This is a genomic window from Streptomyces sp. NPDC005799, assembly GCF_040630525.1.
Classification (GTDB): domain Bacteria; phylum Actinomycetota; class Actinomycetes; order Streptomycetales; family Streptomycetaceae; genus Streptomyces; species Streptomyces griseorubiginosus_B.
This window is the reverse complement of the sequence record NZ_JBEXXQ010000006.1, coordinates 44,630-69,202: the sequence shown is the minus strand read 5'-3', so window position 1 is coordinate 69,202 and position 24,573 is coordinate 44,630. Positions and strand designations below refer to the sequence as shown.

At 63.8% G+C, this 24,573-nt stretch carries 16 protein-coding genes and 1 pseudogene; 5 read left to right on the top strand and 12 right to left on the bottom strand.

The features are described 5' to 3' along the window. Nucleotides 1-39: 39 nt before the first annotated feature. Complete coding sequence (locus tag ABZ453_RS08005) at nt 40-612, bottom strand: helix-turn-helix domain containing protein (RefSeq protein WP_359012714.1); 573 nt, start codon at nt 610-612, stop codon at nt 40-42. After that, nucleotides 609-2,114, bottom strand: coding sequence for a MarR family transcriptional regulator (locus tag ABZ453_RS08000; protein WP_359012713.1), 1,506 nt, complete (start codon nt 2,112-2,114; stop codon nt 609-611). The genes ABZ453_RS08005 and ABZ453_RS08000 overlap by 4 nt, the downstream gene beginning before the upstream one ends. Nucleotides 2,115-3,655: 1,541 nt before the next feature. On the opposite strand from ABZ453_RS08000, the gene ABZ453_RS07995 reads away from it, so the two are divergent. Next, nucleotides 3,656-3,862: a three-helix bundle dimerization domain-containing protein gene (locus ABZ453_RS07995; protein WP_359012711.1), complete on the top strand. Its 207-nt coding sequence runs from the start codon at nt 3,656-3,658 to the stop codon at nt 3,860-3,862. A gap of 375 nt (nt 3,863-4,237) precedes the next feature. Here ABZ453_RS07995 and ABZ453_RS07990 read toward each other — a convergent pair whose 3' ends face one another. The 5 genes from ABZ453_RS07990 to ABZ453_RS07970 all read right to left on the bottom strand — a co-directional run bounded on the left by ABZ453_RS07990 (nt 4,238) and on the right by ABZ453_RS07970 (nt 9,788). Beyond that, nucleotides 4,238-5,227 (bottom strand): hypothetical protein, encoded by a 990-nt coding sequence (locus tag ABZ453_RS07990; protein WP_359012709.1) that lies wholly within the window; start codon nt 5,225-5,227, stop codon nt 4,238-4,240. Continuing rightward, entirely contained in the window at nt 5,224-6,543 is a 1,320-nt protein-coding gene (locus ABZ453_RS07985) for a hypothetical protein (RefSeq protein WP_359012707.1), read from the bottom strand. Before ABZ453_RS07985 ends, ABZ453_RS07990 begins: the two co-directional genes overlap by 4 nt. A 2-nt stretch (nt 6,544-6,545) precedes the next feature. Then, nucleotides 6,546-8,579 (bottom strand): hypothetical protein, encoded by a 2,034-nt coding sequence (locus ABZ453_RS07980; RefSeq protein ID WP_359012705.1) that lies wholly within the window; start codon nt 8,577-8,579, stop codon nt 6,546-6,548. Nucleotides 8,580-8,744: 165 nt separating this feature from the next. Further along, the gene (locus tag ABZ453_RS07975; RefSeq protein ID WP_359012703.1) at nt 8,745-9,185 is read right to left on the bottom strand and encodes a hypothetical protein; all 441 of its coding nucleotides are present in this window, start codon (nt 9,183-9,185) and stop codon (nt 8,745-8,747) included. A 90-nt stretch (nt 9,186-9,275) separates the two neighbouring features. Further along, on the bottom strand, nt 9,276-9,788 hold the full coding sequence (locus ABZ453_RS07970; RefSeq protein WP_359012701.1) for a hypothetical protein: 513 nt from the start codon (nt 9,786-9,788) through the stop codon (nt 9,276-9,278). Nucleotides 9,789-10,103: 315 nt separating this feature from the next. On the opposite strand from ABZ453_RS07970, the gene ABZ453_RS07965 reads away from it, so the two are divergent. From ABZ453_RS07965 to ABZ453_RS07950, 4 genes are all read left to right on the top strand, one after another. Beyond that, nucleotides 10,104-11,792 (top strand): serine/threonine-protein kinase, encoded by a 1,689-nt coding sequence (locus ABZ453_RS07965; RefSeq protein WP_359012699.1) that lies wholly within the window; start codon nt 10,104-10,106, stop codon nt 11,790-11,792. Between the two features lie 120 nt (nt 11,793-11,912). After that, complete coding sequence (locus tag ABZ453_RS07960) at nt 11,913-13,208, top strand: hypothetical protein (protein ID WP_359012697.1); 1,296 nt, start codon at nt 11,913-11,915, stop codon at nt 13,206-13,208. Beyond that, nucleotides 13,205-14,377, top strand: a complete 1,173-nt coding sequence (locus ABZ453_RS07955) for a hypothetical protein (protein ID WP_359012695.1) — start codon at nt 13,205-13,207, stop codon at nt 14,375-14,377. Before ABZ453_RS07960 ends, ABZ453_RS07955 begins: the two co-directional genes overlap by 4 nt. Beyond that, nucleotides 14,365-15,306, top strand: a complete 942-nt coding sequence (locus ABZ453_RS07950; protein WP_359012693.1) for a hypothetical protein — start codon at nt 14,365-14,367, stop codon at nt 15,304-15,306. Before ABZ453_RS07955 ends, ABZ453_RS07950 begins: the two co-directional genes overlap by 13 nt. Nucleotides 15,307-15,564: 258 nt before the next feature. Here ABZ453_RS07950 and ABZ453_RS07945 read toward each other — a convergent pair. The 5 genes and pseudogenes from ABZ453_RS07945 to ABZ453_RS07925 form a co-directional block, all read right to left on the bottom strand. After that, nucleotides 15,565-16,334 (bottom strand): annotated as a pseudogene (locus ABZ453_RS07945) (transposase family protein). A 110-nt stretch (nt 16,335-16,444) separates the two neighbouring features. Further along, nucleotides 16,445-17,728 (bottom strand): condensation domain-containing protein, encoded by a 1,284-nt coding sequence (locus ABZ453_RS07940; RefSeq protein WP_359012995.1) that lies wholly within the window; start codon nt 17,726-17,728, stop codon nt 16,445-16,447. Nucleotides 17,729-17,802: 74 nt separating this feature from the next. Beyond that, a complete protein-coding gene (locus ABZ453_RS07935; RefSeq protein WP_359012691.1) occupies nt 17,803-21,702 on the bottom strand; it encodes a MupA/Atu3671 family FMN-dependent luciferase-like monooxygenase in 3,900 nt (1,299 codons plus the stop codon). After that, nucleotides 21,692-23,515 (bottom strand): amino acid adenylation domain-containing protein, encoded by a 1,824-nt coding sequence (locus ABZ453_RS07930; RefSeq protein ID WP_359012689.1) that lies wholly within the window; start codon nt 23,513-23,515, stop codon nt 21,692-21,694. Before ABZ453_RS07930 ends, ABZ453_RS07935 begins: the two co-directional genes overlap by 11 nt. A gap of 30 nt (nt 23,516-23,545) precedes the next feature. After that, the gene (locus tag ABZ453_RS07925) at nt 23,546-24,391 is read right to left on the bottom strand and encodes a hypothetical protein (RefSeq protein WP_359012687.1); all 846 of its coding nucleotides are present in this window, start codon (nt 24,389-24,391) and stop codon (nt 23,546-23,548) included. Nucleotides 24,392-24,573: the final 182 nt, after the last annotated feature.

Sequence of the window (24,573 nt, the reverse complement as noted above, 5' to 3'; positions counted from 1 at the left end):
GCCAGGCAGGGTGGGCAACACCCACGAGGACGTGGAGTCTCATGGCTGCTTCCTCAGAGCGTGGGCCGGTCCGTGGTGGTGCTGGGGCCGCATGCGGGTGCCCGCTTGGTGCAGGAGCCGGTACACGGTGGCGACGGAGTAGCTGTGCTCCCTGGCGAGTTTCGGCACTGTTGCTCCGGCCTCGTATCGGGCCCGCAGGGACAGCGCGACCTTGTACCGTTCGGCGGCCCGGGCTGTCGCGCGCATCCGCTGCGACTGCTGGGTGGTGCGTACGGTGCCGCCGGCTTCGATCAGCAGGCGCCGGGCAGCACGCCGCGTCTCTCCGGCCGCCGTGGCGAGTTCGGTGAGGGTTGCGCCGTGCTGCTCGTAGAGGGTGCGCAGACGGGCCGCGAGACGCTGGCGCGCTTGTGGATCCTGGCGCATCCGGCGGGTCTGCCAGGAGGTGCGCATGACGGTTCCGGCGTCGTGCAGCCGGTTGAGGACGGTGCCGTAGGACAGGCCGCTGGCGGTGACGAGTTCGTCGACCGTGGCACCGGACTCGTACTGCTGGCGCAGGGCTTGGGGTGTCACTTCCTCGCTCGCGTCGGAGGTGGCCGGGGGTTCTGGGTTCATGCGACGGACTCCCATTCGCTGAGGGCTTCGGCATGGGCGGCGGCCAGCTCGTCGTAACTGCGCTGGTCGGATGGGGTGATGAGGATCAGGCGGCCGTCGGTGGCGACCCGCAAGTCGGCGGCCGGATGTCCTGTGAGCGGGTCGATGACGCGCCCGTCGGGGGTGTGCCACGTGGGCGGGATCTCGTCGGGGCGCGGCGTTGGGACCAGGACTGAGTGGCCGTCGCGGACGATGACGAGAGCCCTGCTGCGGTGTTCCGCAAGCCGGTCCAGTGCCTGCTGGTAGGCCGCGCGCTCGGCCGTGTGCAGGGCCTTGCGCTGGGCAGCGACGCCGCTGGTGCCGTGTTGCTCGGCGATGTGGTCCCAGCCCTGTGCCAGCGCTGCGGTGTGGCCGGTGTCCGTGTCCGGGAGGCTGTCACCGAAGCCTTCCAGAGCGCGTAGCGCGAGGGTCCAGGTCTCTCCTGTGTGCTGAACGAGACCGTGGTCGGCGAGACGTTTGAGGGTCCGGTAGGTGGTGGCGCGGGAGACCGAGGACGTACCGACGAGCTCGCTGACGCTCTGGTGGGGGCGCTGGTGCAGGGCGCTGATGATCACGAGGGCGGCGCTGCCGAGGCCGTGGTGGGTGAAGGCGTCGTGGCCCATCAGACGTGCGAGGACGGTGGAGTCGATGTCGGCCGTCGTGGCCGTCTCAGGGGTGGTCCACTCCTCAAGTGCCGGGTCGGGGGGGAACTGAGTGGACCGGAAACGAGACAGCACAGCCGGACCACCGCGACCGGGGATATCGCCGTCGCCCAGGTACCAAGTCGAGCCCTCCCGGCCGTGCCCCACCCGCAGACGCCGCAGCCAGCCTCCCGGCTTCAGGACCGCCTCGTAGACGACACGCAGCGTCGTGCGGGAGATCCCGGCTTCCTCGGCGGTCTGCCGCTCACTGGCGTGGTGCAGGAGTCCGCCCGCGATCTCGGCGAAGTTCAGGTGCGCCCGCAGCACCCGCAGCGCGGTCCGACCCCGCTCTCCGCGCCAGGGCGTGGTCTCGATGCGGTCCCGTAGCGCGGCGAGCACCTCGTACGCGTCGTGCCGGGATCCCAGCGCCAAGGTGGTGTCGACTGCGGTCGAGGCGCTGGCCCAGACCCGGCGGATGTAGTCGAGGGCGCGGATCTGCCCGGAGCGCAGCGCGATGTGCCGGGTGTGCCGTCCGCCTTCGTGGTCGGGGTGCAGCAGGAACTGCGTGAGCTGGTCGATGCTGCCGCCGGAGCGGGCGACGTGGCAGGCGATGGCCGCGGTGATCCGGTGCCCGTGCTCGGCCGCGCCCTGGCGGTCCCCGCGCAGGATCACGCTCCGACGGTCGGAGGAGAGTCGGCTGTAACTGCCGGTGGCGTAGCGACCGGTGAGGTCACCGAGCAGAATGAGATCGGTTGCGGCCGACGGCAGTTGGGTGTGGCCGAGGCCGCCGTGGAATGGGGATGCGTTTCGTCGGGAGGGGGCGTGATGGGTGCTGTCTGGCACGGTGGGGTCGTCTCGCAAAGACGTGGACGCCACCCAGGCCCGCTAAAACCACGGGCGGCATCCGGAACCGACCTCCGTCGGCGCCGGCAAGGTCCCCAGGATGGCCGTCCTGGAGGCCCTTGTAAGCCCGGCCCCGAGCGGAGGCAGGCGTCCCCATCGCAGCTCGACCGAGGTCGAAACAGAGCCCCGCCAGAGTCGCCCACCCGTGATCCACACCGGTCAACTCAGGTCTCCCAGAGGCCTGTTGCAGAGGCTGATGCCTCTGACTGCCTCCGAGCGACCCGGGTCGAACCGGGGTCGAATCAGAGTGATTTCCTCTGACTGCCTCCGAACGCCTCTGCAACCCGTCCTAGCAGGTCACAGCCTCATCGCCCCCACATAAGCGCAGGTCAGAAAGTTGCGCTAGCTGTACCACTGGTTCCTGGCAAAAGCGGTGATGTGCGGCATGGCAGTTCCCGTCCCTGTCGGCGGGGCGTCCTCGCCCCGCGTGCCGTGGTTGGAATCAGGGTCGTGAGGCTTGTATCGGCTCGGCAAGACGGCTTCTGTCAGGCGGAAGAACTTCTGTAAAGAGGCTGGTCAGAGCCTTGTTCTGTCAATCCCTGGTCGCCAGAGTGGGGTGCCGCGTGGTGCGGTTATTCGGTTCGCGCTCGGGGGAGCCGGAGGCGGCGACGGCGAGTGCGACGACTCACAGCGTGGCGTTAGTCGCCCTATAATGTCCACTTGGTTTCAATTGTGATACTCCTCTGTCGGCAGATGCTCGGTACAACGGCAAGAATCAGCATCACTGCAGGTCAACTACTGTTCATTTGGGAGTCTGGGGGCCCTCGGGGCGAATCCGGGTCGAATCCGCACCCTTTCAGGCTGTTGAGCGTGTTGCCGCTGGTCAGGGTGGTGTGAGGTCGCGTGCTGGTTCGCCTTGCGGATGGGGGTGGCGCGGCGAGCAGTCGGGCCGATGAGCCGCTGAAGAGGCACTGGGTGGCGGTGGTCGGCTGCCAGGGGCGGGGACTGACCAGCGGATTCTTCGCTGCTGGTGGCGGTCGCTTTCGTGATCATGTCCTGCGGAAATGTCTTCAGGTGGGACGGCTGATGCGTGACGGCCCGGGATTGATGGTTCCTGGCCGAAATCGACGTGCCGAGCGTTTCAGGGGCCGTCCAGGGGTCGCGCGGTGGTCGGGCCATGTGGCAGAGGCCCCGCTGCCTCGCGCGGCATCCGGCGCTCTCGCAACATCCGGTACACCACCGGAACTGCTTTCCTCGGCGTCGACATCGGCACACCTGCTTCGACGTCGGCAATCGGCCCCATCGAATTGGCCATCGATGGCGCCGACACGTGATCGATGACGGTCCGCGGTGGCCCCACCGCGTGGTCACCACCGTAGGTGAGCAGTAGTGGGGCCGCTTCGAGACGTCACGCAACGTTCTTCGGGCAGGTGGGGCCAAGTGGCCAATATCGAGGGGCCGCTGAACGACGTCAGAGCCACCGTAATGTCCATGTCTCGGACCTCCGAGGAAGACCAAGAGCCCTGACATCAGGGGGAGCCGTGTCGATTGACCTGGACGAGGACGCCGCCATCCGACGCCTCACCGAGCAGCTCAAGGCCATCTACGGCGACCGCCGTACACCGGACGAGATCGAGACCGCGGTCGCCGAAGCCCGCGAATCCTTCAGCGCCCTGCAGATCAGGGCCCATGTGCCCGTCCTGGTCGAGCGCAAGGCCCGCCGAATCCTGGACGGACAAACCGGCTGACGTAAGAGACGGACAAGCCGCCTGACGTGAGAAGGGACAGCGATCCAGTCGGTGTGGAACCTCCGTTTCTCGGGCGCGCGGCACGTGGCCGAGCGCCGCTTGCCCCAGTCTTCGACGTCCATCACAGGCGGATCCGCGGGTATACGGTTCGCACAAGCGCGAACACCAAGCGCCTGTCCGGCAGTTGAGAGCTGTGGCCGAAGCTTGCGTGAGCTCCTGTCGCCCAAGTGAGGTGTGAGGTCCGTCTTCGCACGGTTGTGCGGTGCGATTGGTGATCAGCCTGCGGTGCTGTGCGACGAGGATGAGATTGCCCCTCCAGCCTCGACGTCGCTGGTCGGCGACCTGCTTCAGGCGGTGTCGAGCGGGGTGTCGAGGTCAGCGTGCGTGATTGGCCAGTGAGAGAAGCAGGTGTGCCGATTCGGGGTGGAAGTAGTCGGAATGTGCGCCTTCGATCCGCCAGGGTGAGCTGCGGTAGTAGGAGTTGGCGTCGATGTTGATGAGTCGGCTGGTGGGGAAGGCGTAGACGTCGGTGGTGCGATGCAGGAACGTGGTGTGCAGGTGCTCCCGTGGTCCGGTCGCGCCCAGGAAGCCGATGCCGTTGCTTCCGTCTTCCGTCTGGCGATGCCACAGACCCAGGGCGCGGTCGTGGGGGGAGAAGGTCATGGTGACGGGGGCGTTGAGGACGCTGTCGTCGAGCAGGCGGGCGTAGGGTGCGGCGGTGAAGGCGTCGGCGGGGGCGGCCATCTGGAAGACGGTGAGGCTGTCGAGGGTCCAGGGGTATGCGTCGGACTTCCATAGCCAGGCGAACGTGTCCGGTCCGTCCGTCAGTCGGTTGCTGGCCTGCTCGATGGCGTGGCACAGGAAGCGTCCGCCGAACGAGTGCCCGATGGCGTGCAGATATTGCCCGTACGAGCCCCGCAGGACGTCCGGTCCGGGTTCGGGCAGGGTGCGATGCTCGTTGAAGTAGCCCAGGACGGCAGCCAGTACGTGAGAGGCATGTCCACTGTGGGCGATGGCGGCGGTCCGGTCGCGGATGGTGCGGTAGCCGGCCTTCGTCGGTGCGCTGCTCGACGGCCAGCGCACGCACACGTACTGGGGACGGAACGGGCTGATGCGCGGGTAGGCATCGGGCTGCTGTGCGGACAGGTCCTCTATGAGCTGGAAGAGCCGGGTGGCGGCCTGCTCCGCCTTGTCGGCGTCGGTGCGCCATCCGTGGACGTAGAGGAAGATGTCCGTCGTGTCGTCGTGTAGGCGCAGGTGTTTCTCGATGGCTGTCGACACCTGTTCGGAGGGAACCCGGCCCCCGTGGTCGGGGTCGAGGAGGTGACCGCTGTCGTCGAGGTCGAGCAGGTCCACGACTGTCATGCCGGCTCCTTGCTTGCCGCGGACGCGTCCACGAGACGGTTGTCGATGCCCCGGAGGAGGGTGAAGACCAGGCCCAGTGGGGTGGCATGCTTGGTCACGAACTCCCGGGTGAGGCTGCGCGCGACGGGAGCGGCGCGCTCGCCTTTGAAGAACTCTTCGAAGAATCGGCAGGTGTACAGGCTGCCGAAGGTCTTGGGTATCTCTATCTCGGGGCCTATCAGGCAGCCGACGCCGAGGTCGAACAGCGGGCGGCCGAGGCCCTCGTGGACGAAGGTCCTGGTGCGGCCTCCCTCGCAGACCATCATGAAGCACAGGGGGTCGGGCAGCCGTTCCTGCCGGGTGGCGCGCCAGTATTCGAGGTCGGAGCTGCAGATGGCCTCGCCGTCGGTGAGGGTGAGCTGAGCCTGTGTGGTGCCTCGCTGGTCCTGCCGTTCACCGCAGCCGTGGGCTCCGAAGACCAGGATGTGGTCGCGGACGAGCGGGTCGCTCAGCGCCTCGCCGAGGTCCTGTTTGCAGGAGCGTTCGGTGATGTCGGCATGGGTTTCGACGACGGCCCGTACGGCGCCGATCGGTCCTGTGCCGGGCGCATGTCCGTCCTGCATCCGCAGATCGAACTGGAGCCCCGCCTGGGGGCGTTCCGTACCGTGCTCGATGAGCGGGTGGTAGTTCTCTACGTATCCGAGCGTGTGCTCGATGAGGTGGGTGTATCCCAGGAAGCCGCTCCAGTCCCAGGCCGCCGATTTCTGCGGCAGCCGGGTCGTCGGGTCGGGCGGGAGGTAGAGCATTCCCCACGGAACGAAGAGGTCGTTGGAGGTGATCGTGACGATCTGCGGGCCGGCGCGCAGTGCGGCGCAGATTGCCTCACGCAGGCGCGAGAGCCCCGCGTCTCCACGGGAGAAGAGGAACTCGAACAGTGCGTGTCCAGATCGGGCCAGGCCGAGTCCTATGTCGGACAGTGCGGCTCTGGCGGCGTCCATGCCGAGGTCGGTTGCCGGGGACCCGTTGAAGGTGTAGCCGGATGATCCTGGTCTTCGATGTCGGATCACCTTCTCCAGCCAGGTCCGCAGCAGCAGTCCGACCTCGGACGTGATTTCCTCCCTGCTGCGCTGGATCACCCCGCGCAGAGGGGCGTTGCCGTCGAAGGGCAAGGCGTCGCCCCACGCCATGACGTCGTACTCTCTTCCGCCGTCGCGCTGGTCGATCGTCAAGAGCATGGTGCGCGTCTCGCAGTCCTCGGACCGCAGTCGCGGAAGAGTGCGCAGCGAGTCGTACGGATCGGCGGTTACCAAGTAGTCCAGTTCACGTTCTTGCGACATCGCTAGAGCTTGGAACCTTCCGCCTCGGCTGCTGGGAGCACTGTTCTCAACTGCTGGATCAAGGCCCCGTCGGCGCGCCGCAGGACGTCGATGCGCAAGGTAACCGGGTCTTGAGACTCCGGGACCACGCGGAAGTCGCTGGGAGGTGATCCGCGTTCGTCGGTGAGATGTGTATGGATCAACGACGGCTGCACGGTCGCCGACGTGGCCCTGATCCGCAACGTGATGTCCAGGGGCGCGTCCTCGGTTGCCGGCACCGCCAAGGTCTCGTTCTCTTCGTCGAGGGGTTGATAGCGGAAGCTGACGTGGACGCCTGCCTCAGCCGCCGCGGCAGGGTCGTCGTCCAACACGTGCAGTCGGGCGCGGTGGCCACGCTGGCGACGGGCTTTCGGTCGCGGTGCTTCCTCCTCCACCACCTCATCCGCTGCCGTGGAGCGGGGGGTTTCCTCGTCCGGGGCGACAGCGGTCGGCACAGCGGCTGCCGCGGAAAAGTCGGACAGCAGCCAGTGCGCCACGCCTGTGTCGGCGGATGCCAGTCTGGTTGCGTGCAGGGCGAGCCAGGGTGACAAAGGACCCTGGTCGTCGACGCAGCTGATGTCGGCGCCGGGGAAGTAGAACTTCCAGCGTGCCTGGTCGGCAGGTTGCTGCAGGGGTTGTTTGAGCAGCGCCGAGTGCGTCAACCAGGCTGAGGGAAGCGGCATCTGTTCCTGAGCGGACAGCGCCACCGGGTCGAGCGCCGAGAGCCAGCTCGAAGCGGCCGAGGTGCTCCACGTGATTGCCAATTGCGTGAACCCGGGCCGCTTGCCCCACGGCGGACGAGACGCATCGTCGTCGTAGGTGTCCGGTTGCGGCTCACCCACCGTATGCGCCTGGCAGGCGTCGATGAGCAGCGTTACGCGCTCGGCCCGGGCGCGTTGCAGATCCCTGACCAGGTCACTGACGGAGACGCTCTCCTGCCCCGCCAGCCCCAGGCGCAGGTCGAGACCATCGGCATCCGCATCCACGGTTCCCGAACTCGACACGTACACCAGGAGCATGTTGCGACCTTGATGGGCCATCTTCTCCAGGCTCGCGCGCAACGCATGCAAGGTGGGCGGGGAATCGAGCAGGGTGGAACTGCGCTCGGTGAACCCGCAACGGCTTTTCAATAGTGCCTGGTAGACCCTCCGGGCGTCATGGAAGGGCTGCTCAGGGGTCCCCGCTGTGGGTACGGCGCCCGCCACGGCGAGGGCATAACGCATCACGTCGGCCGTCAGATGAGAGGAAGACCTCCGTGCGGGCAGCAGCCCGGAGGATTCCCGAAGAGCCGTGCCTGTTGCCGCGGCCAGGGGCCTGCGGAACGCGGCCGCATTCCGCAGGCAGGGACGCCGGTAACCATTGCGGTCGAGTTCCGTCCCCAACAGACGGTACAGCGTCTCCAGACGCAGCCCGTCGGACGAGGCATCAGCGCCACCCTGCAACTGCGCGATCAGCTGGCGCGTGAAGACCGAAAGACCATGGCTGTTGGCCGCAAATCCGGTCGGCGTGGTGCCCATGGACGACAGCACGGCCACCCCGCTCCGCGACACCCGCTCGACCGCGCGCCGGACAAGTCCGTCGTAGTTCCCGGAGACGATCCCCGTCCAGGAAGAGAAACACGTGTCCAGGATCAACAGCCGGTCTGCCGCAGCGGAGCGGTCGACGGTCATTGCCTCGGTCACCCGACGCGCTGGCACCCACGTCGTCAGGTCCCCTGGCAGTGAGCCGGGCAGGGCCAGGTGGAGCGCACCTTCGGCAGAGAGGGTGGCGTGCCCCGTCCAATAGACGATCAGAGCACCGTCACCAGCCGACGCCTTCGCCATGTGGCGCAGCACGCTGTCTCCACCAGCAGCCTGGACCGTCTGGCACAGATCCGGTGCAAGCCCCCCGACCAGGGGATCGGTCAGAGCCTCGCGTAACGCGCTGACATTCCGGTCGGTCCCGGGCGGCAGACGCAGAGCGGACTGGGAGGAAGAACCCGCCCCGACCAGCAGAGCACGCGTCGCTCCCGCCATCATGCCCCCCACAGTGCACTGTCCCCAAGCCAGAGTAACGCCATCACCTCGGACGCTGACAGGAGTTGTCTCATTCCGCGGCATTCGGCCCACCAGAGCGCCGATGAGGATCGGTCCCGCTGAGTCGACCGCCGAATCCGAGCGGTGAGCCGGGCCTCAACCTCAGCTCTATGCTGCGGCGATGGGCATGTAGTGGCGTATGGGTCCTCGGCGTGCGGGTAGTTCGTCTCCGACAGCTATGCCGAGGTGTGGATAGAGCACCTGGACCTCGTCGGGGTCGAGCGGATGGTCGGCGAGGGGCAGCGCGACCTTTCCGGTTCCGCTCGGTTCCTCAACCCATTCGGCATCGGCGTCGACGGCCCAGATTCGGCAGACCACTCCGCCGGCAACCACGATGAGCAGGCGCAGGGTAGGTCTTCGGGCCGGGGATACGCTCCAGTACCGGCTGTCCGCTTCCCGCTGGACGGCGTCGGTCTGGCCGGTCTCACCGTAGAGGTGGCCGTCTGAGCCGATTCCGTGCTTGTCCTGGGAACGGTAGATCACCAGCGCATAGTCGAGCCGCGGGTGACCGGCGGCGGATGTGACCGGGATGGATGTCTCTGCTGCCATCGGGGGCTCCTCTTTCTGTTCGTCGCCGCTGACGGTCGCGGCCGGCGGATAGCTGTGGGTTTGGGCGAAGGCGCCGCTGAGCCGGGGTGGTCAGTCGGTCTCTGTCCAGGTCCTGTCGAACCAGGCGAGGAATGCCACGACTCCGCCGACCTTGGCGATCCGGTCGTGAATGGCTCTCTGGTCGTGTCCGGCGATGAAGCTGCGGCCTGAGGGGGTCTGGCTGCCGCATCCGCAGGCGCAGAGCGTCCTGTCGAATGGCGAGTCGACGTACTGGACGGGATTCTGGCTCTTGCCCACCGGGGCGTCATTGCCTACGTACTTGTCGTACACCGGGTCGCCGGGCTTGAGGATGGTGCCGTTGATGGTGCGGCGGCCGTCGGGGTCGGCGTCCGTGATGCTGTCGATCCGTACGGCCAGGACGACGATGCCCTTGGCGGTGAACAGCGCGTAGCGCTCGCGGTCGGCGCGGGTGCCGAGTCGCCAGCGGCCACGGCCCGCCTCGTAGACCTCCTCGTCGGTCAGTCCCGGGCGCCAGCCGGCAGACGACTTCCCGTACTCGTCCGCCGGGAACGTGTGGTAGGTGCCGAGTGCGATGGTGAGCATGGCCAAGCCCTTCCCTCTCCAGCCCGGCAATACTTTGAATCCCGGGATTGAAGGATACGCTAGAGGAGTGTGACGTCAACTTGCAATCCGGGGATTCAAAGTATGCCGTCGGGTGGCTCGGCGAGGGTGTGCCGTGTGCCGGTCGGCCGCACGGCGCCCCGTGATCAGTGGAGGTCTGATGGCGGAGGGCTCGGGGTCCGGCTGGGCGGGCAGGGCGCGGGTGGATCTCATCTGCCGCCGATCGGCGTGTGGCACCGGCGATCCCCGCTAGGGTTCACATCTCGTCCGCAATCGCTCTCGGCGGGGGTCTTGTTCGTGTCGCGGATTGCTGCTCGTCGTGCCTCGGACCCGGCTCGGATCGGGCGCTTCCGGGTGGTCGGGGTTCTGGGCGCGGGTGGGATGGGCACGGTGTACGCCGCGGTGGGAGAGCGGGGCGAACGGGTAGCAGTGAAGGCCGTGCACGCCGGGCAGGCGGCGGATGACCAGTTCCGGGCCAGGTTCCGGCGCGAGGTGCAGGTGTTGCGGCGGGTGTCGGGTCCGTGTCTGGTGCCGCTGCTGGAGGCCGATCCCGAGGCGGACATCCCATGGCTGGCGACGGCCTACGTACCCGGCTTGACGCTCGGAGAGCACACGGCTGTGCACGGGCCGCTGGCCGGGATCCAACTGCACCTGTTCGCCGCGGGGACGGCCGGGGCGCTCGCGGCTGTGCACGCCGCCGGGGTGGTCCACCGCGATCTGAAGCCCGCGAATGTGATCCTGGCCCCGGACGGACCGCGGGTGCTGGACTTCGGTATCGCCCACGTCGCCGACGGCACCGCGGTCACCCGCACCGGCATGCTGACCGGGACCCCTGGCTGGCTGAGTCCCGAGTATTACCGGGACGGCACCGCCGGGCCGCCCGGGGACGTCTTTGCCTGGGGTGCGCTGCTCGCCTTCGCGGCCAACGGCCGCCACCCCTTCGGCACCGGCAACGCCGAGGCCGTCGCCTTCCGGGTTCTGAACGCGGAGCCGGACCTCGACGGCGTCCCCGACGACATGCTCAGCCTGGTGACGGCGTGCCTCGCCAAAGAACCGGGCCACCGGCCGTCGTCCGCCGTCGTGGCGCAGCAGACCGCCGAGCTGCTCGGCGAGCAGGCGACCCAGGTCCTCGGGGATGGCCACGACCGGCCCACCGAGGTCCCGAACCTGATCGCAGAGCAGTGGCACCCCCCGACCGTCGAAGACCCCGCCTGGCTGGCTGCCGCGATACGCCCTCCCTCCAGCCGCGCCCGGCTCATCGTCGTCGCGGCCGCCGTGTTCGCCGTGGCCGCCACAGGGACATGGTTCGCGCTAGCCCCGGGCCACGAACCGGTGCGCGCCACCCACTCCCCGCAGCCGGCCGCGGCCCGCTCCACTCCTGCCGCCACACCGGCTGCGACCACGTCACCTCTCGCCCATTCAGCCATTACCGAGTTGCAGACCCCGACCGCCGCGGCGTCGTCCGCGCCGACGCAGACCCAGGTGGTCACTCTCAGCCCCTGGTCCCCGGGCGGCACCCCGGCAACCGGCATCACCATCACCGACCGGGCCAGCGGCTCCTGCTTCGGCACCGCCGAATCCACGATGCGCACGGACGCCTGGCGCTGCACCGCTGGCGACCGGATCCTCGACCCCTGTTTCTCCCCGGACTCCGATCCCTCGGACACCAGCGCGCTGTGCCTGGACGGAGCCCCCGACCGCATGGTCGAACTGTCGGTCCCCGAGGGCTTTCCCGGCAACAACAACCACATGCCAGGCGGACCCGACATCGAACCGATCACCCTCGTCCTGACCAACGGTGCCCGCTGCTCGTTCGCCGGTGGCGGTACCGCGACGCTGGCGGGACAGCGCCTGAACTACGGCTGCGACAACGGCGGCTACCTGTACGGTTACCCGAACAAGACCGCCCCCGTGTGGACCATCTCCTACGCCGCCCCCGGCAGGGGAGCCAGCGTCTCCACGCCGATCACCACCGTCTACCAGTAGCGCGCGTGCCTAGCCGGGCAGCGGTCACGGTCATGGAAGAGCGACTGCGGCTTCGGGTTGCAGTGGTCGAGTGGGCGCGATACTTTTCGCGGCTGGCTTGATCTGGAGAGGGGGTAGACGATGCCGGACAGGAACGTGGCGGCGGCTGACGTACGGTCCGTGCTTCGAGCTGCGGGCTACACGCTTCTGCAGGTGCAGCCGCGCCTTGAGAAGCTGTCGAGCTTGCGGCCCGATGTGCTGGCCTGGGCCGCTAACGCCGATGGGGACTTGGTGCCGTGGGCAGTTGTCGAGGTAAAGAGCGGACGGCTGAAGCGGCCCGAGCTGGCTCTGCCCGGCCTTGCCCGTAGCCGGGACGTCATGGGCACGGTCGACCACTACGCAGTCGTCAACGGCGAGTGGTTCAAGGCCGACCGTGGTGTCCGGTCCCTGGAACCTGTCGATGGTCCGACGCCTCCCGAGTACGGTGCACGGGGTCTGCTCACCGATGAAGAACTCGCGACGTCCCTGCTGGTGCAGCGCCTTTGGTTCGAGGCCGATCGTCTTCGCGATTCCGGGGCGCGTGCCAGCGACGCTTTTCCGTCCCGGACGGTCCTGGCCGAGACTGAGCAGCCCGGTATCGAGTTGCCGGACGGCGGGCTTCTTCCCGTGCGACCGGATGTGCTGTGGCGTGCCAAACGTTCGGCACTGATCGAGTTTGCCTCCCGCGGCAGTTCTGAATCCAGTTCCCACCCGGTGATCGCTTCCGCGGTCGCCGCGCTGGTCGAACAGCGTGTGACGGGGACCGTCCTGGACCCGTTCTGCGGGACCGGCTCGTTCCTGTGGGCCGTTCTCGACCGTGCCATCCGTGTGGATGTCCCGGCCCGGTTCGTCGGCTACGAGATCAATCCGCGACTCGCAGGCCTCGCCGCCAGTATCGGCAGCGGCGCCCCGCTACCCGTGACGATCGATGAGGCCGATGCTTTCAGCACGGAATTCGTGGGGGCTGACGTCATCGTCACCGCGCCGCCTCTTCGTGTCCGCTCATCTGATCACCAGACGCTGATGGACGGATCGAGGACCACCGACGGTGACGTCGCAGCAGTCGACAAGAGCCTGCGGGCGCTGAACGCGGGCGGGCGCGCCGTGTTCCATGTGGCGAGCTGGTTCACATGGTCGGAGCGATATGCGTCGTATCGGACGTTTCTGGCCAATGAGTTTCACGTGGCGGCCTTGATCGGTCTGCCCAGGGGAGCCATGGTCGGCGCGGCAGGCACTTCCGTACTGATGGCGATTGACAAGAAGGAACCGGCGGCGACATTCGTCGCGCAGCTCGGTGACGACTGGGAAAACCAATTGGAGCCGGAGGGCGCGGCTCTGAGCGCGGCACTCGCGTTCATCAATCCTGCAGCCACTCCGCGCGGCCTGGGGCAGTCATGAGTAGGTCCCTGGTCGTTGACCTGCGCAGGGCCGGACCTGGATGGGATCCGGTCAGGCTGGCTTCTTCCGCATTCCAGTGGCCGACGCGGGCACCGCTGGCTTCCCTGCGCGAGCTTGCTTCGAGTCTGCCGCCGGGCACGGTGACACGGGCTGGTTCGCCCGTCATCACGCCCGCCAATGTGGCGGCGTCAACGGGCGTCATCCGGCGGCGCAGCACCAAGTACCAGGGGAGCGTCTTCGCCGTCGGCCTGCGCGGGCTGCGAAGCGGTGACGTCCTGGTGCCGCCCTCGGCATCCGGTCCGGCACTCCTTATCGACGACCGGCTGAACGGGGCGCTGTTTTCTTCCCGGTTCACGGCATTGCGCCCCCTCGCCTCGGTCGATTCCCTGTGGATCTGGGCCGTACTCAACAGCCGGAGTGGGTGTGCCCGGCGAGCGCTCCTGGCGGCAGGGTCGACCACGGGAGTCGTCAAGACAACGGATCTGCTCGACATGACGCTGCCGGTGCCGCCTCTGGCGCACGCGGAGGAGCTGCGCCAAGCACTCGCCCGGATCGAGGAGCGAACCCATCAGGCGGAGGCGCCTGCGGAGTCGACCTGGTGGACCACGGCGGATCTTCGTGTCCGGAACGACTGGGCGATCACGCTCGCCACACCCCGCCCTGGTCTCCTGGACGACGGCGAGCCTCTCAGCTCCTTCATCCGGGAGCTCGCGCGGTCTCGATCGACTCGGAATGCCGAAGTGCCTGAGGAGGTGCCGGGAACCCTGCCGGTGGTGGACGTCAGTTCCCTCGCTGGAAAGCCGCCCCGCCGATGGGTTGAACCGGAGACGTCTGGGGCGCCCGTCATTGCTCCCGGAGATCTCCTCATCGCGGGCCTGGGCGACTATTCCTATGCGACCGTTGCCCAGCGCCCGGGCGTGGCAGATCAGCATGTCTTCGTCCTGCGCCTGCTCGACCACGCGCAGGCGCCGGCCCTGGCGCACTACCTCAACGGGCGCGAAGGGCAGGCCACCAGGCGGATCCTCCTTCGTGGATCGACCGTGCCGTCCCTGAAACGCGCGGACATCGAACGCTTCCCGATCCCCAGAGAAGCCCTCGACTACGACGGCGACACCGAGCCGGAGGTACCGCTGGCCGAACAGCTGGAACAGGTCCTATGGACGAGCTGAGGTGCGAGCTTTCACCGCTTGTGTACGCCGAGCTGTACCGGCTGCTCGCCGCCGATGAGGCACGCCGCGACGTTCTGGAGGAGCGTCTTGCCGTGATCGGCTACGACCACGTGTGGCTCGGCACTGCGGCCGATGCGTACAACGAGTACTGGGCAGCGCTGCTGGAGTCGACCGATGCCGACAGCGTCAGCAGCCTCGCGTTGCCGAGGAACGAGCATGCTCTGCTGGCCACCTGGATCCTGGCTGGGCTGCGCATCACAGGAGAAGACCGAGAGCTGGGTGCCGCGCTGGCAGAGAACGTACTGCAGCGTGCGCTCGCCGAAGTGCCGGGTCTCACCACACCGCTGCCCCCGGACCTGAGCCCAGTCATCGTCGGATGGACGCTTGCCAGCATCATCGGCACCTCCTCCTACGAGTGGCCCGTCGCTCCAGCACTGTTGCCGGACGACGCGAACATCAGATCGGCCTTCATCGGGCTCGCGCATCATGTCCTTGTACTGGAGGCCATGGCAGAGCCGTGGCCCGAGATGATGCAGACGTCCACGTACTGGCGCGGCTACGGGATAGCCGAGGCACTCAAGCCGGCCATGGGGGAAGGCAGCCCGGCCATAAACGAGTTGCTCAAGGAAGCACGTCCTCTGCTCCCGCAGTACCTCAGCACCCAGATCAACAGTCATTTCAGCCGGTTCGGCCAACGGCGTAACGCGCTGTCGCACGTTACGGACGACCCGCGTCGGGAACGGTTCGTGGACGTTGTGACCATCACCCGCGGCTGGGAGCATCTACGCCTGACGGTGCTGGGTCTGACACAGTTCGTCTGCCAGGAGGCTTCCCGGTGCCTCTACGACGCGGAGGAGCTGCCAGCAGCCCTGCGCAACGACCCGTGGGGGTATCTCGAACGGGAAATCTCGACGGAGTGGCTGACATAGACCCGAATACACCTCCGTCCCCGGGCGCCTGCCAGCGCTTCGAGCGGGGATGAGATGGTGTTTCGAACCGGCGCAGCTCCGGTCCACCGGCGAGCAGCCAGTCCCGTTCCCCCCTTTTTTTGGGCCCTGACACGGGAGGATGCGCTCATCACGGCTTCTGAACAGGGTGTCGTCGCCTTGCAGATGATGGTGTCCCGCTAAAGCGTGTTGCAGAAGGCCGTGATCACGCAGCCTGAACTGGGCGGTTGGCGTGTCTGGTCATGCGGCGAGTGTGAGTTTGTGCATGCGGGCGACGGCCTGGACGGCGTGGTGGAGGCCGTCGCCGCGCTGCCGGCAGTCACGGAGGATCTTGTAGTTCTTCATCCGGGCGAAGACATGTTCCACGCGGGCACGGACCTTGCGGTGTGCGGCGTTGTCGTCTTCCTCGCCCTTCAACAGGGGCTGTCCGGGCCGTTTACGGTGCGGGACGATCAGGCCGGTGTTGATGTAGCCGCCGTCACCGAGCACGGTCACCCCCAGGCAATGCTCTGCCAGGCCGGAATCTCGCCACGCTCTGGCGTCCGCGGTGGTACCCGGCACCGGCCGGGCCGTCGCCACCACGAGACGGGTCTCCGTGTCCATGATGACCTGCACGTTCGCCGAGAACCGGTAGTTGCGGGAGGAGGCGCCCACGGTGCGCTCGCGGACCGGGAGGAGGGTGCCGTCCACGATCCATAAGCGCTCGACCGCGTTCTGCGGGGCCTGGGCCGGCTCGATGGTCAGCAGCGGGCCGAGCCTTTGGATCACTCGGCATACCGTCGCAGGCAAGATACCGAACAGTGGGGCGAGCTGCCGCATCGTGAGATTCGTGCGGTAGTAGACGGCCACCAGCAGCACCCGCTCGGCCAGCGGAAGCCGCCACGGCCGCCCCCACCCGCACCCGTCACCACCACTTCGCGGACCGCCTTCAGCAACCGCCCGAACTGCTCGACCCGCAGCCCGGTAAACGTCTCAACCCAGACCTGCTCTGCCCTCAACACCCCGGCCATACAAGGAAGATGCCCTGATCACGGCCTTCTGCAACACGCTTTAGGAATCAGTGATCGGATGCCGAAGCCCAGCGTTCAGGCCCTTGTACTCACATTCGTCGGCAAATGAATTAGTAACCAATCCGGAAGAGCTCGACAACTGACATATCAGGAATTTTCGCAACCCTGGCGAGCAAGGTTGGCAGGATCTCTGTGTACCGCTCGACCGTCGGCCGACAGTAATGGTCCGAGTTGTACTTCAACTCTCCAATGAGCCCTCGGGACGATCTGGCCAGCCATAGAGATAAATCGAATGCTCCATGTTGTTGCCCCAGTCCTACCGGCTCAAACGTGAGCCCCTTACGCTCAAAACCCCGCTCACCCGACGAGGCCAAGAAGAACTGTGGCATCTCAGGTATCGGTGCACGCTGTAATGCAAAGCTGACCTGAACCACCGGTGAGCGCCCAGCGCCCCGGGGGAACGCAAGATTCTCAATTAAAGCTGCGAAGGGATAATCTTGATTGACCAAAGCAGACCGAACAATAGCATCAGTCCGGTGAACGAGATCACGGAAGCTTGGCTCGCCGCGCAAGTCTCCACGCAACGCAAGGAGGTTGGCGAAATGACCGATGGTATCCGCGAAGCCCGGCTGACTCCGTCCAGCCACCGGCGCACCGATCAGGACCTGATCGGAGGCAGCAAGACAGCCAATCGTCGCGTGACACACCGAGAGAAGCACACGGAAGAGGCTCGAATTGGATTCCCGTGCAAGGTGTACTAGTCGGCTAGTCGTGTCTCGCTCAACCGAGAACGTCACAGAATCGCCCCGCAGCGCCTGCAAAGATGGTCGCGGTCTGTCGACGGGCAGGTCAAGTACCGATGGAACGCCATCAAGCTCGGACTCCCAGTAACCGAGCTGGCGGCGAGCTTCGCTGCTCCGCATAAATCGTTCTTGCCAGCGGACGAAGTCGAGGTATTCGGCAACTGGTCGATCGGGTACCTCACCTGCGTATGCACAGCATATACGATCAACAAGTAGGCTCAGTCCCCAGCCATCTATGAACGCATGATGTACTGTGAGTAGAAGTACGTGGTCATCAGATCCTCGACAATAAACACTCGCCCGAAACCCGGGATGAGCGGCAAGATCGAATGGTTGCTCATAATCGTCTCGAACCCGCTCCAGAAGTTCCTCTTCAGACAGTGTGCTTGAATCGTAGATCATCAGGCTTGGACGCCAGCTCGCATGGACTGTCTGAAGCGGAACCCCCGTCTCGCAATTGATGGTGGTTCGCAGCATCGGTGACTGTGCGACCACGGTCGCCAAAGCCCTTTCCAGTCGATCCAAGCTAAGCACGGATGTAATCCGTGAGCAGAATTGTAGATGATATGCAGGGCTCTCCGGGGCGAGCATGTACACGTACCACACCGCGAGTTGATTGAGGGACAACCCGAATGTTGATGACGCGTTCTCATCCTCACTCGTATTCAATTGGAACTCGTCATCGCTCGAAGCACCGCCTGCACTCGCAACAAGTTCGGCAAATGCTCAAGAATGGTGCGCCGCTCAAGACCAAAATCGAGCAGACAGGCAATCTCCGTCACGCCGAGACGAGCTAGTTTTCTCACAAACTCAGCACACTTTTCCGGCGCGCCTATCAGTGAAGCTCTTTCATAATACCTCCGAAAGGCAAACTCCACGAGGGCAGCCTCGTCTGCCTGTCCCAAACGGTCGAAGTCCAGACTGAGCTTCGCCGCCTGATTTCGAATGAGTTCAACGTGAGAGGCGAGATAACGACAGAAAGGATCACGAACAATGCTCTCCAGATCATTAACCTCGCTCTCTTCAACGACAAACGTGTGAAGCATGAGCGATATCTCCCCTGCCTCAGGATCCAGCCCCTGACGACGACGGGCCTCCTTGTATACCGCAATCCGCTGGCTCAACTCGTCCAATGTAAGGCCCAGTAGTCCAGTCAGCACATTGGCGCCGCATGCGCCAGCCGCCTCAAACGTGGAAGCACTCTCACTGGCTGTGATCCACGTTGGAAGGTTCGGCTGGAGTGGGCGAGGGTAAAGTTCAGCACTGAAAGGATTCCCCTCGCCATCGATGAAATCAACTCGGTCACCACGCCAAAGCCCTCGGACCGCGTCGAGCGTCTCGTACATGAGATGCCTTCTATCAGCATACGACTCCGGACTTTGCGTGAAATCGCGGGCGTGGAATCCGGAAGCAAAAGACACGCCCACCCGGCCCTTCGACAAATTGTCGACGACCGCCCAGTCCTCCGCCAAGCGCAAGGGGGAATGCAAGGGCGCAATAATGCTTCCTGCCCGCAGTTGAACGGACCTTGTGGCCACCGCCAGAGCAGCACTCAGGACAGCGGGATTCGGGTAGAGCCCGCCAAAACGATGAAAATGGCGTTCCGGTGTCCACACAGCCCACAGCCCGTTTTCGTCTGCCCATCGAGCTCCTTCCAATACCAATCCGTATTGATCCTCGGTAAGCTCCGCTGAATCGTCCGAGAAGAAGAACAGACTGAACTTCACTTCCTTATACGTCGCGTCGCCAAGGTTCTCTGCATCGCTTACGCGTCGATCCATACCGGTCTTGAGTCCTCGCAGCGGATCAACCTGCGAGAGTGAGCTCTTCACGTGGCCGCCGCGTTGAGCAATCAGATCCACGACGCCGGCCACTGAAGGCGATGCGAGGAAATCTTCGAGCGTCACATCCAAACCCACATCTTCGAGTCGCGCAATGAGATTAATGGCACTCAAAGAATCACCGCCAAGGTCCATAAAATCGGAGGAATCATCGACCTCGGAGCCGAGAATTTCCGCAAACAATGATCGGACGACATCAGACACGCCACCTTCGCCGATCACTGACTCTGCAACGACCGCCGGTGCCACATCAACTGCTTCATGGAAGGATCCTTCCGGATGAAGATTCGTGTAGGTATCTTTGATAGTTCTCCAATGACGCTTGCGCTCAAATCGGTAGGTTGGTAGCGATACGCGCCTCGCACTCTCATCGCTATCAAGGGCATCCCAGCGAACACGCCACCCAGCCGTCCACATCGAGGTCACAACACGCAAGAATTCACGATATGCAGACCCCTGACTTGCATCCATGACGTGCCAGCTGTGCAGCGTAGCTCCTCGGCTGCGGAGCATCGGGTCAAGTGACGTGATAAGCGTGTCATCCACCCCACCGACGACAACGACGGCCTCAGCCCCAACCTCAAGAGCAGTAACGAGCGCTGTGTCGAGCTGGAGGGCTTCATTCCATCTCATAGACCAATACGTGGGACTCTGAGCGTCCTGACGGGAAACCCACCTCCCTGTGATGGTAGAGACGAAGGGAAGGGTCGGTTCTCCAAGCAGGAATTCGCCAAATCCCTCCATGATAAGGTTCCGCTGCACTGCCGAAGCCTCACGGTCGAACTGTTCATATGCTGCGACCAGCCGTAGGGCATCCCGCGGTGACATGACACCAGCCACGCACGCAGCGACGCACTCGCCAACTCCACCACCCACCAACGCGACAGGGGCGATGCCCACGTCGATGTACATCAGCGCGACGCTGTACTCGTAAGCAAAGATCAGGGGAAGAGGCGGTCTGGTCGACTCAGAACGATCTGCGAATATCAGATTTCTCCTCAGGTCCACCCCGTCCATCACTTGAAAAGTATTCGCGCACTCATCGAAATATCCTCTAAAAGTCGCGCTAGAATCGTATGCATCTTTTATCATTTCGATGTTTACTGACTCGTCGTCGAATGCAAAGAGCACACGAGGGTCACGCCGTGCATGAACAATAGACGCGCTATCTATCTGGGACAGCGCGAGAGCGGCGGCATCTATGGTAGGTGCGATGAAGGCATACCGGTAGTCCAGCTCCCGTCGGCCCTCATGCAAGCTGAACGCAAAGTCTGAGAGCGACGGCACGGCGCCGGATTCATCTATATAATTGGCGAGGTCAAGCGCCAGATATCTGAGCGACTCGGCTGTTCGCGCCGATATGCAAATCGCCCGCGCATTCGGATCAGAGCCGTCCTCACGTGCCGATGCAGCACGATACTCCTGCAGAACGGCGTGAACATTTGTTCCCCCTATGCCGAACGAACTCAGGCCAGCGGTGACGGGTGCATCCGACGCTTCGAAGCGCGCGACCGAGCTGTCAACAAAGAACGGGCCGGCAGCGAGGCCGAGGAGAGGGTTCTCGTGCTCGAAATTTATTGCCGGCGGAAGTGTGCGGTGCTGCAATGAAAGCGCGACTTTGATGAGGCCTGCCATACCGGAGGCCACATCGAGGTGGCCGATGTTCGCTTTGATGGATCCGATGCGGCACGTCCGTGGCTCCGGTTTCGCAGCACCGAACACCTGCATCAACGCCTCGACCTCGATCGGATCCCCGACGAGAGTTCCGGTACCGTGAGCCTCGATGAAAGAAATAGACCCAGGATCCACGCCAGACGTTGCCAGAGCGGCGGCGATCACGGCTGCCTGGCCTTGGATGCTGGGAGCCGTGAAACCAGCCTTGAATGCTCCATCGTTGTTTACCGCAGTTCCCTTGAGGACCGCGTAGATATGGTCATGGTCTTCAATCGCGTCTTCCAAGCGTCGCAGAATCACTACTCCTGTACCACTTGACGGAACAGTGCCTCGAGCTTGTGCGTCAAAAGGCCTACAGTGTCCGTCCGGCGAATTGATTCCTCCGTCTTGATATATATAGCCCTTGTGCTGAGGCACTCTCAGGGACGAGGCGCCAACTATTGCGATCTCGCAGTCTCTGGCCAACAGCGCTTGCCGCGCGATATGGAGGGCAACCAGTGAGGTCGAGCACGCGGTTTGGACCGTGACGCTTGGGCCAGTGAGGCCGAGCTTGTAAGACGTCCTTGTCGCCAAATAGTCTTTTCCGCTCGCAAGTCTCAATATATAGGGGTCGACCGAGTCCACGAAGGACTGGTCGGGAAGGAGGTTTGTGAGGTAGTAGGCGTTCTCACTCGAACCGCAGTAGACGCCGATGGGGCCGTCAAACGTCGCCGGGTTATGCGCACTGTCTTCAAGCGCGCTCCATGCGCATTCCAGGAATACTCGATGTTGAGGGTCGAGCAGCCTGGCTTCCCTGTCCGTAAATCGAAACAACTCTGCATCGAACATCTCTGCGTCCGATATAACACCAGCTGCCCTCACGTATCCTGGATGCCCGACGAGATCCAGGCCCACACCTGATCGCAGAAGTTCCGCCTCAGTGAACTGAGAGATTGACTCACGTCCGGCGCAGAGATTCTCCCAGAGCGATTTTGGGTCCTGCGCGCCTGGAAACCGACATGACATTCCGATGATAGCAATGTCGGCAGGACGGTGATTGTCAGTTATCATGTGGTCTGCCCTCCTCCCTTCCTTCCGTATAGCCAGCCACCATGGACAGATATTGCGCCAGAGAAGCTATGCTGGGGTACTTGTATAGGTCAATGAGTCGCACTTCGTCGACAATCAACTTGAGTCGCGCATGCACCTGAATGAGCTTCAAGGAAGTGCCACCCAGATCGAAGAAGCTGGAATCGGGATCTATATCCGCTATTCCTAGGACCGAGCCCCATACGTTTCCGACGAGTCTCTCCAAGTTTCGAGTCGCTTCGCGTTGCTGCATCACCGTCAGCGGGCCTGCGATTTGTTTCAATCGCGCGACATCCAGCTTCCCGGATGCCGTCATTGGGTATTCGGTAACCCAGCTTATCTTGGTGGGTACCATGTATTCAGGCAGACGTTGGATCAAGTACTTCCGCATCTCCTGGAGCGAAGGCTTCGTCGGCGTGCAAACAATGTATGCCTCAAGGGATCCCATACCGTATGGATCTTCACCAGCCAGAACTGTGGCCTGCTGCACGTTGGGGTGCTCCAAGAGCGCACGCACGACTTCGGCGGGCTCGACGCGGTACCCGCGAATCTTGACCTGCTGATCTATCCTTCCAATATACTCCAATTCTCCACCTGGGGTACGTCGAGCCAAGTCGCCCGTCCGATACATTCGCGCGCTTGGGCGGGAGATATCCGTCAGAAATCTCCGCGCCGTCTGAGCGACGTCACAATAGCCAAGGCAAACACCGTCTCCTCCAATGTATATCTCACCGACGCAGCCCTCAGAAACCTGGTTCAGTGAGTCGTCTAGAAGGTATATCGATGTGCCTTCCAGAGGAAATCCGATGACGCTGGTATTCACGTTCAACGTGTCAGCGCCACTGACACTCTTGAAAGTTGAATGCACTGTCGCCTCGGTAGTGCCGTACATGTTTACCATGACGGGACTTGTCCGGTCGTGGTGCGCGAACCACGGGCGTAGATCCGACGGAGTCAGCATCTCCCCTCCGAATACGACATATCGGAGTGCCAGCCCGCGATCGTTCAAGATATTGCTGTTGCTAAGAAGGTTTCGAAACGCTGTCGGCGTCTGGCTGAGAATTGTCACGCTTTCTGCATGGAGAAGGTCGCAGAAGCTCTGCGGGTCGCGGCTTGTCGTATAAGGGACCACGATCAATGTGCCCCCATGTAGTAGTGCGCCCCAAATCTCCCATACTGAAAAGTCAAACGCCACTGAGTGAAACTGCGTCCAGACGTCCTCGGCGCTCCAGGCCATCTGCTGCGCGATAGCGGCGAAGAGGCAAACAACGTTGCGATGGCTAACGCGAACGCCTTTAGGATCCCCCGTGGAACCTGATGTATACATGATGTATGCAAGGTTCTCGAGATCGCCGTCGAAAGGCCATGTGCGCACACTGACCTTGTTACCGGAAGCCGCTCGCCCGGATGGACTGAAGACGGCCACTGGAATTCTCGCGAAGATATAGTATAGATCTTCCTGTGTGATAACAGTATTCACCCGAGCGTCGGCAACATTCCGATTGATCCTTCGAGCTGGATGTGAAGGATCGATCGGCACATAGGCGGCGCCTGCCTTAAGTACTGCCAAGATGCTTACAATCAGATCAATGGAGCGATCGAGACATACCGCTACCCGATCTCCATTCCTCACACCCGAGTCTCTGAGTTGTTTTGCCAGGAGAGTGGCGCGCGATTCCAGCGCACCATAAGAGATTTGCTCTTCCCCGCATCTCACTGCAGTCTTCCGTGGTCTGCGGGACGCCTGGAGCGCGAATATCTCATGAATCCGCATTCGGCTCTGAAGTACGTCCATCAGGCCACCTATCCATGCCGTATGTGTCGACTATGATCGGGTGTTTGAAGGGCGGTCAGAGAAGTGTGCGATAGCCTTACGGACTTTGAAATAGTCCGTCACGCCACTGCTTTGAAGCCTCGCGAGGAACGCATGACGGACAGCGAGATCTCGACGGACCACCGAGGGGGCGATGCCACACCATTGAGACATCTCGGCCAAGACGCTGTCTTCATCGTGATCGTGGGTGAATCGATCCGTTGCCGGGTCCCACGACACCAGCTCCCTGACTCTAATATCCTGGCTGCCCACCCCCGGAAGCAGCAGACTTATGGACGCGCACCGATGCACTTTGTGCGTTGAATTATTTTCGTGATGAAGGATGACGACGATGTCTATTGAACGAAGGCCGGCTCCTTGCGCATGGTTCGGCGCCGAGCTCAACGTCTCGATCACCTCCTCAACCGAATCACAGTGAATGCTGCCGGCAAGCAGGTATCCTTGTGGGAGAAGTGCGAAGAGTCGCGCTATCTGTGAGCCCCACATATACGGCGGCCAGGACCCCGAAAATTCATTCACAAGTAGGTAAGTGTCATGTGGATCCTTCGCCTCTGCGGTGGCGAAGCTGAAGTCCTCGTCGCTCCCGCGAAGATAATACTTCTTCGCTCGGGCGGGCAAGAAGTCAAGTAGTGCGGTGAGGGTTGTGGTCTTTCCAGCCTCGTGAGGCAAGGCAGCCACGAGAATCGAGGCCGGTTTCTGGAGCAGAAACCACAGGAGTGCGATTGATTCGGTATCGAAAGTTCCCGCGTCAACCAGCTCCACGACAGAAAGCGGCACAGGTTCTGTGGTTCGAAGACCCCACCAGTGGTAGGGCTGTTCGTAGCGGATGTCAGGCATTCTGTGACCTCCTGGAACGATGGAGCCCTCGGCCTTGAAAGCGTCCGCATTAAACTCGTCCTTCTGTCACACTCGCGGAACCTTCCGTGTCCGTCAACCTGGGACGCGCGCCGCGCGCGACCGGATGGGCTCACGAGACCCACAGTGGCCGAGGATTCGGGAGTTTCCCGCCGCATGACCTG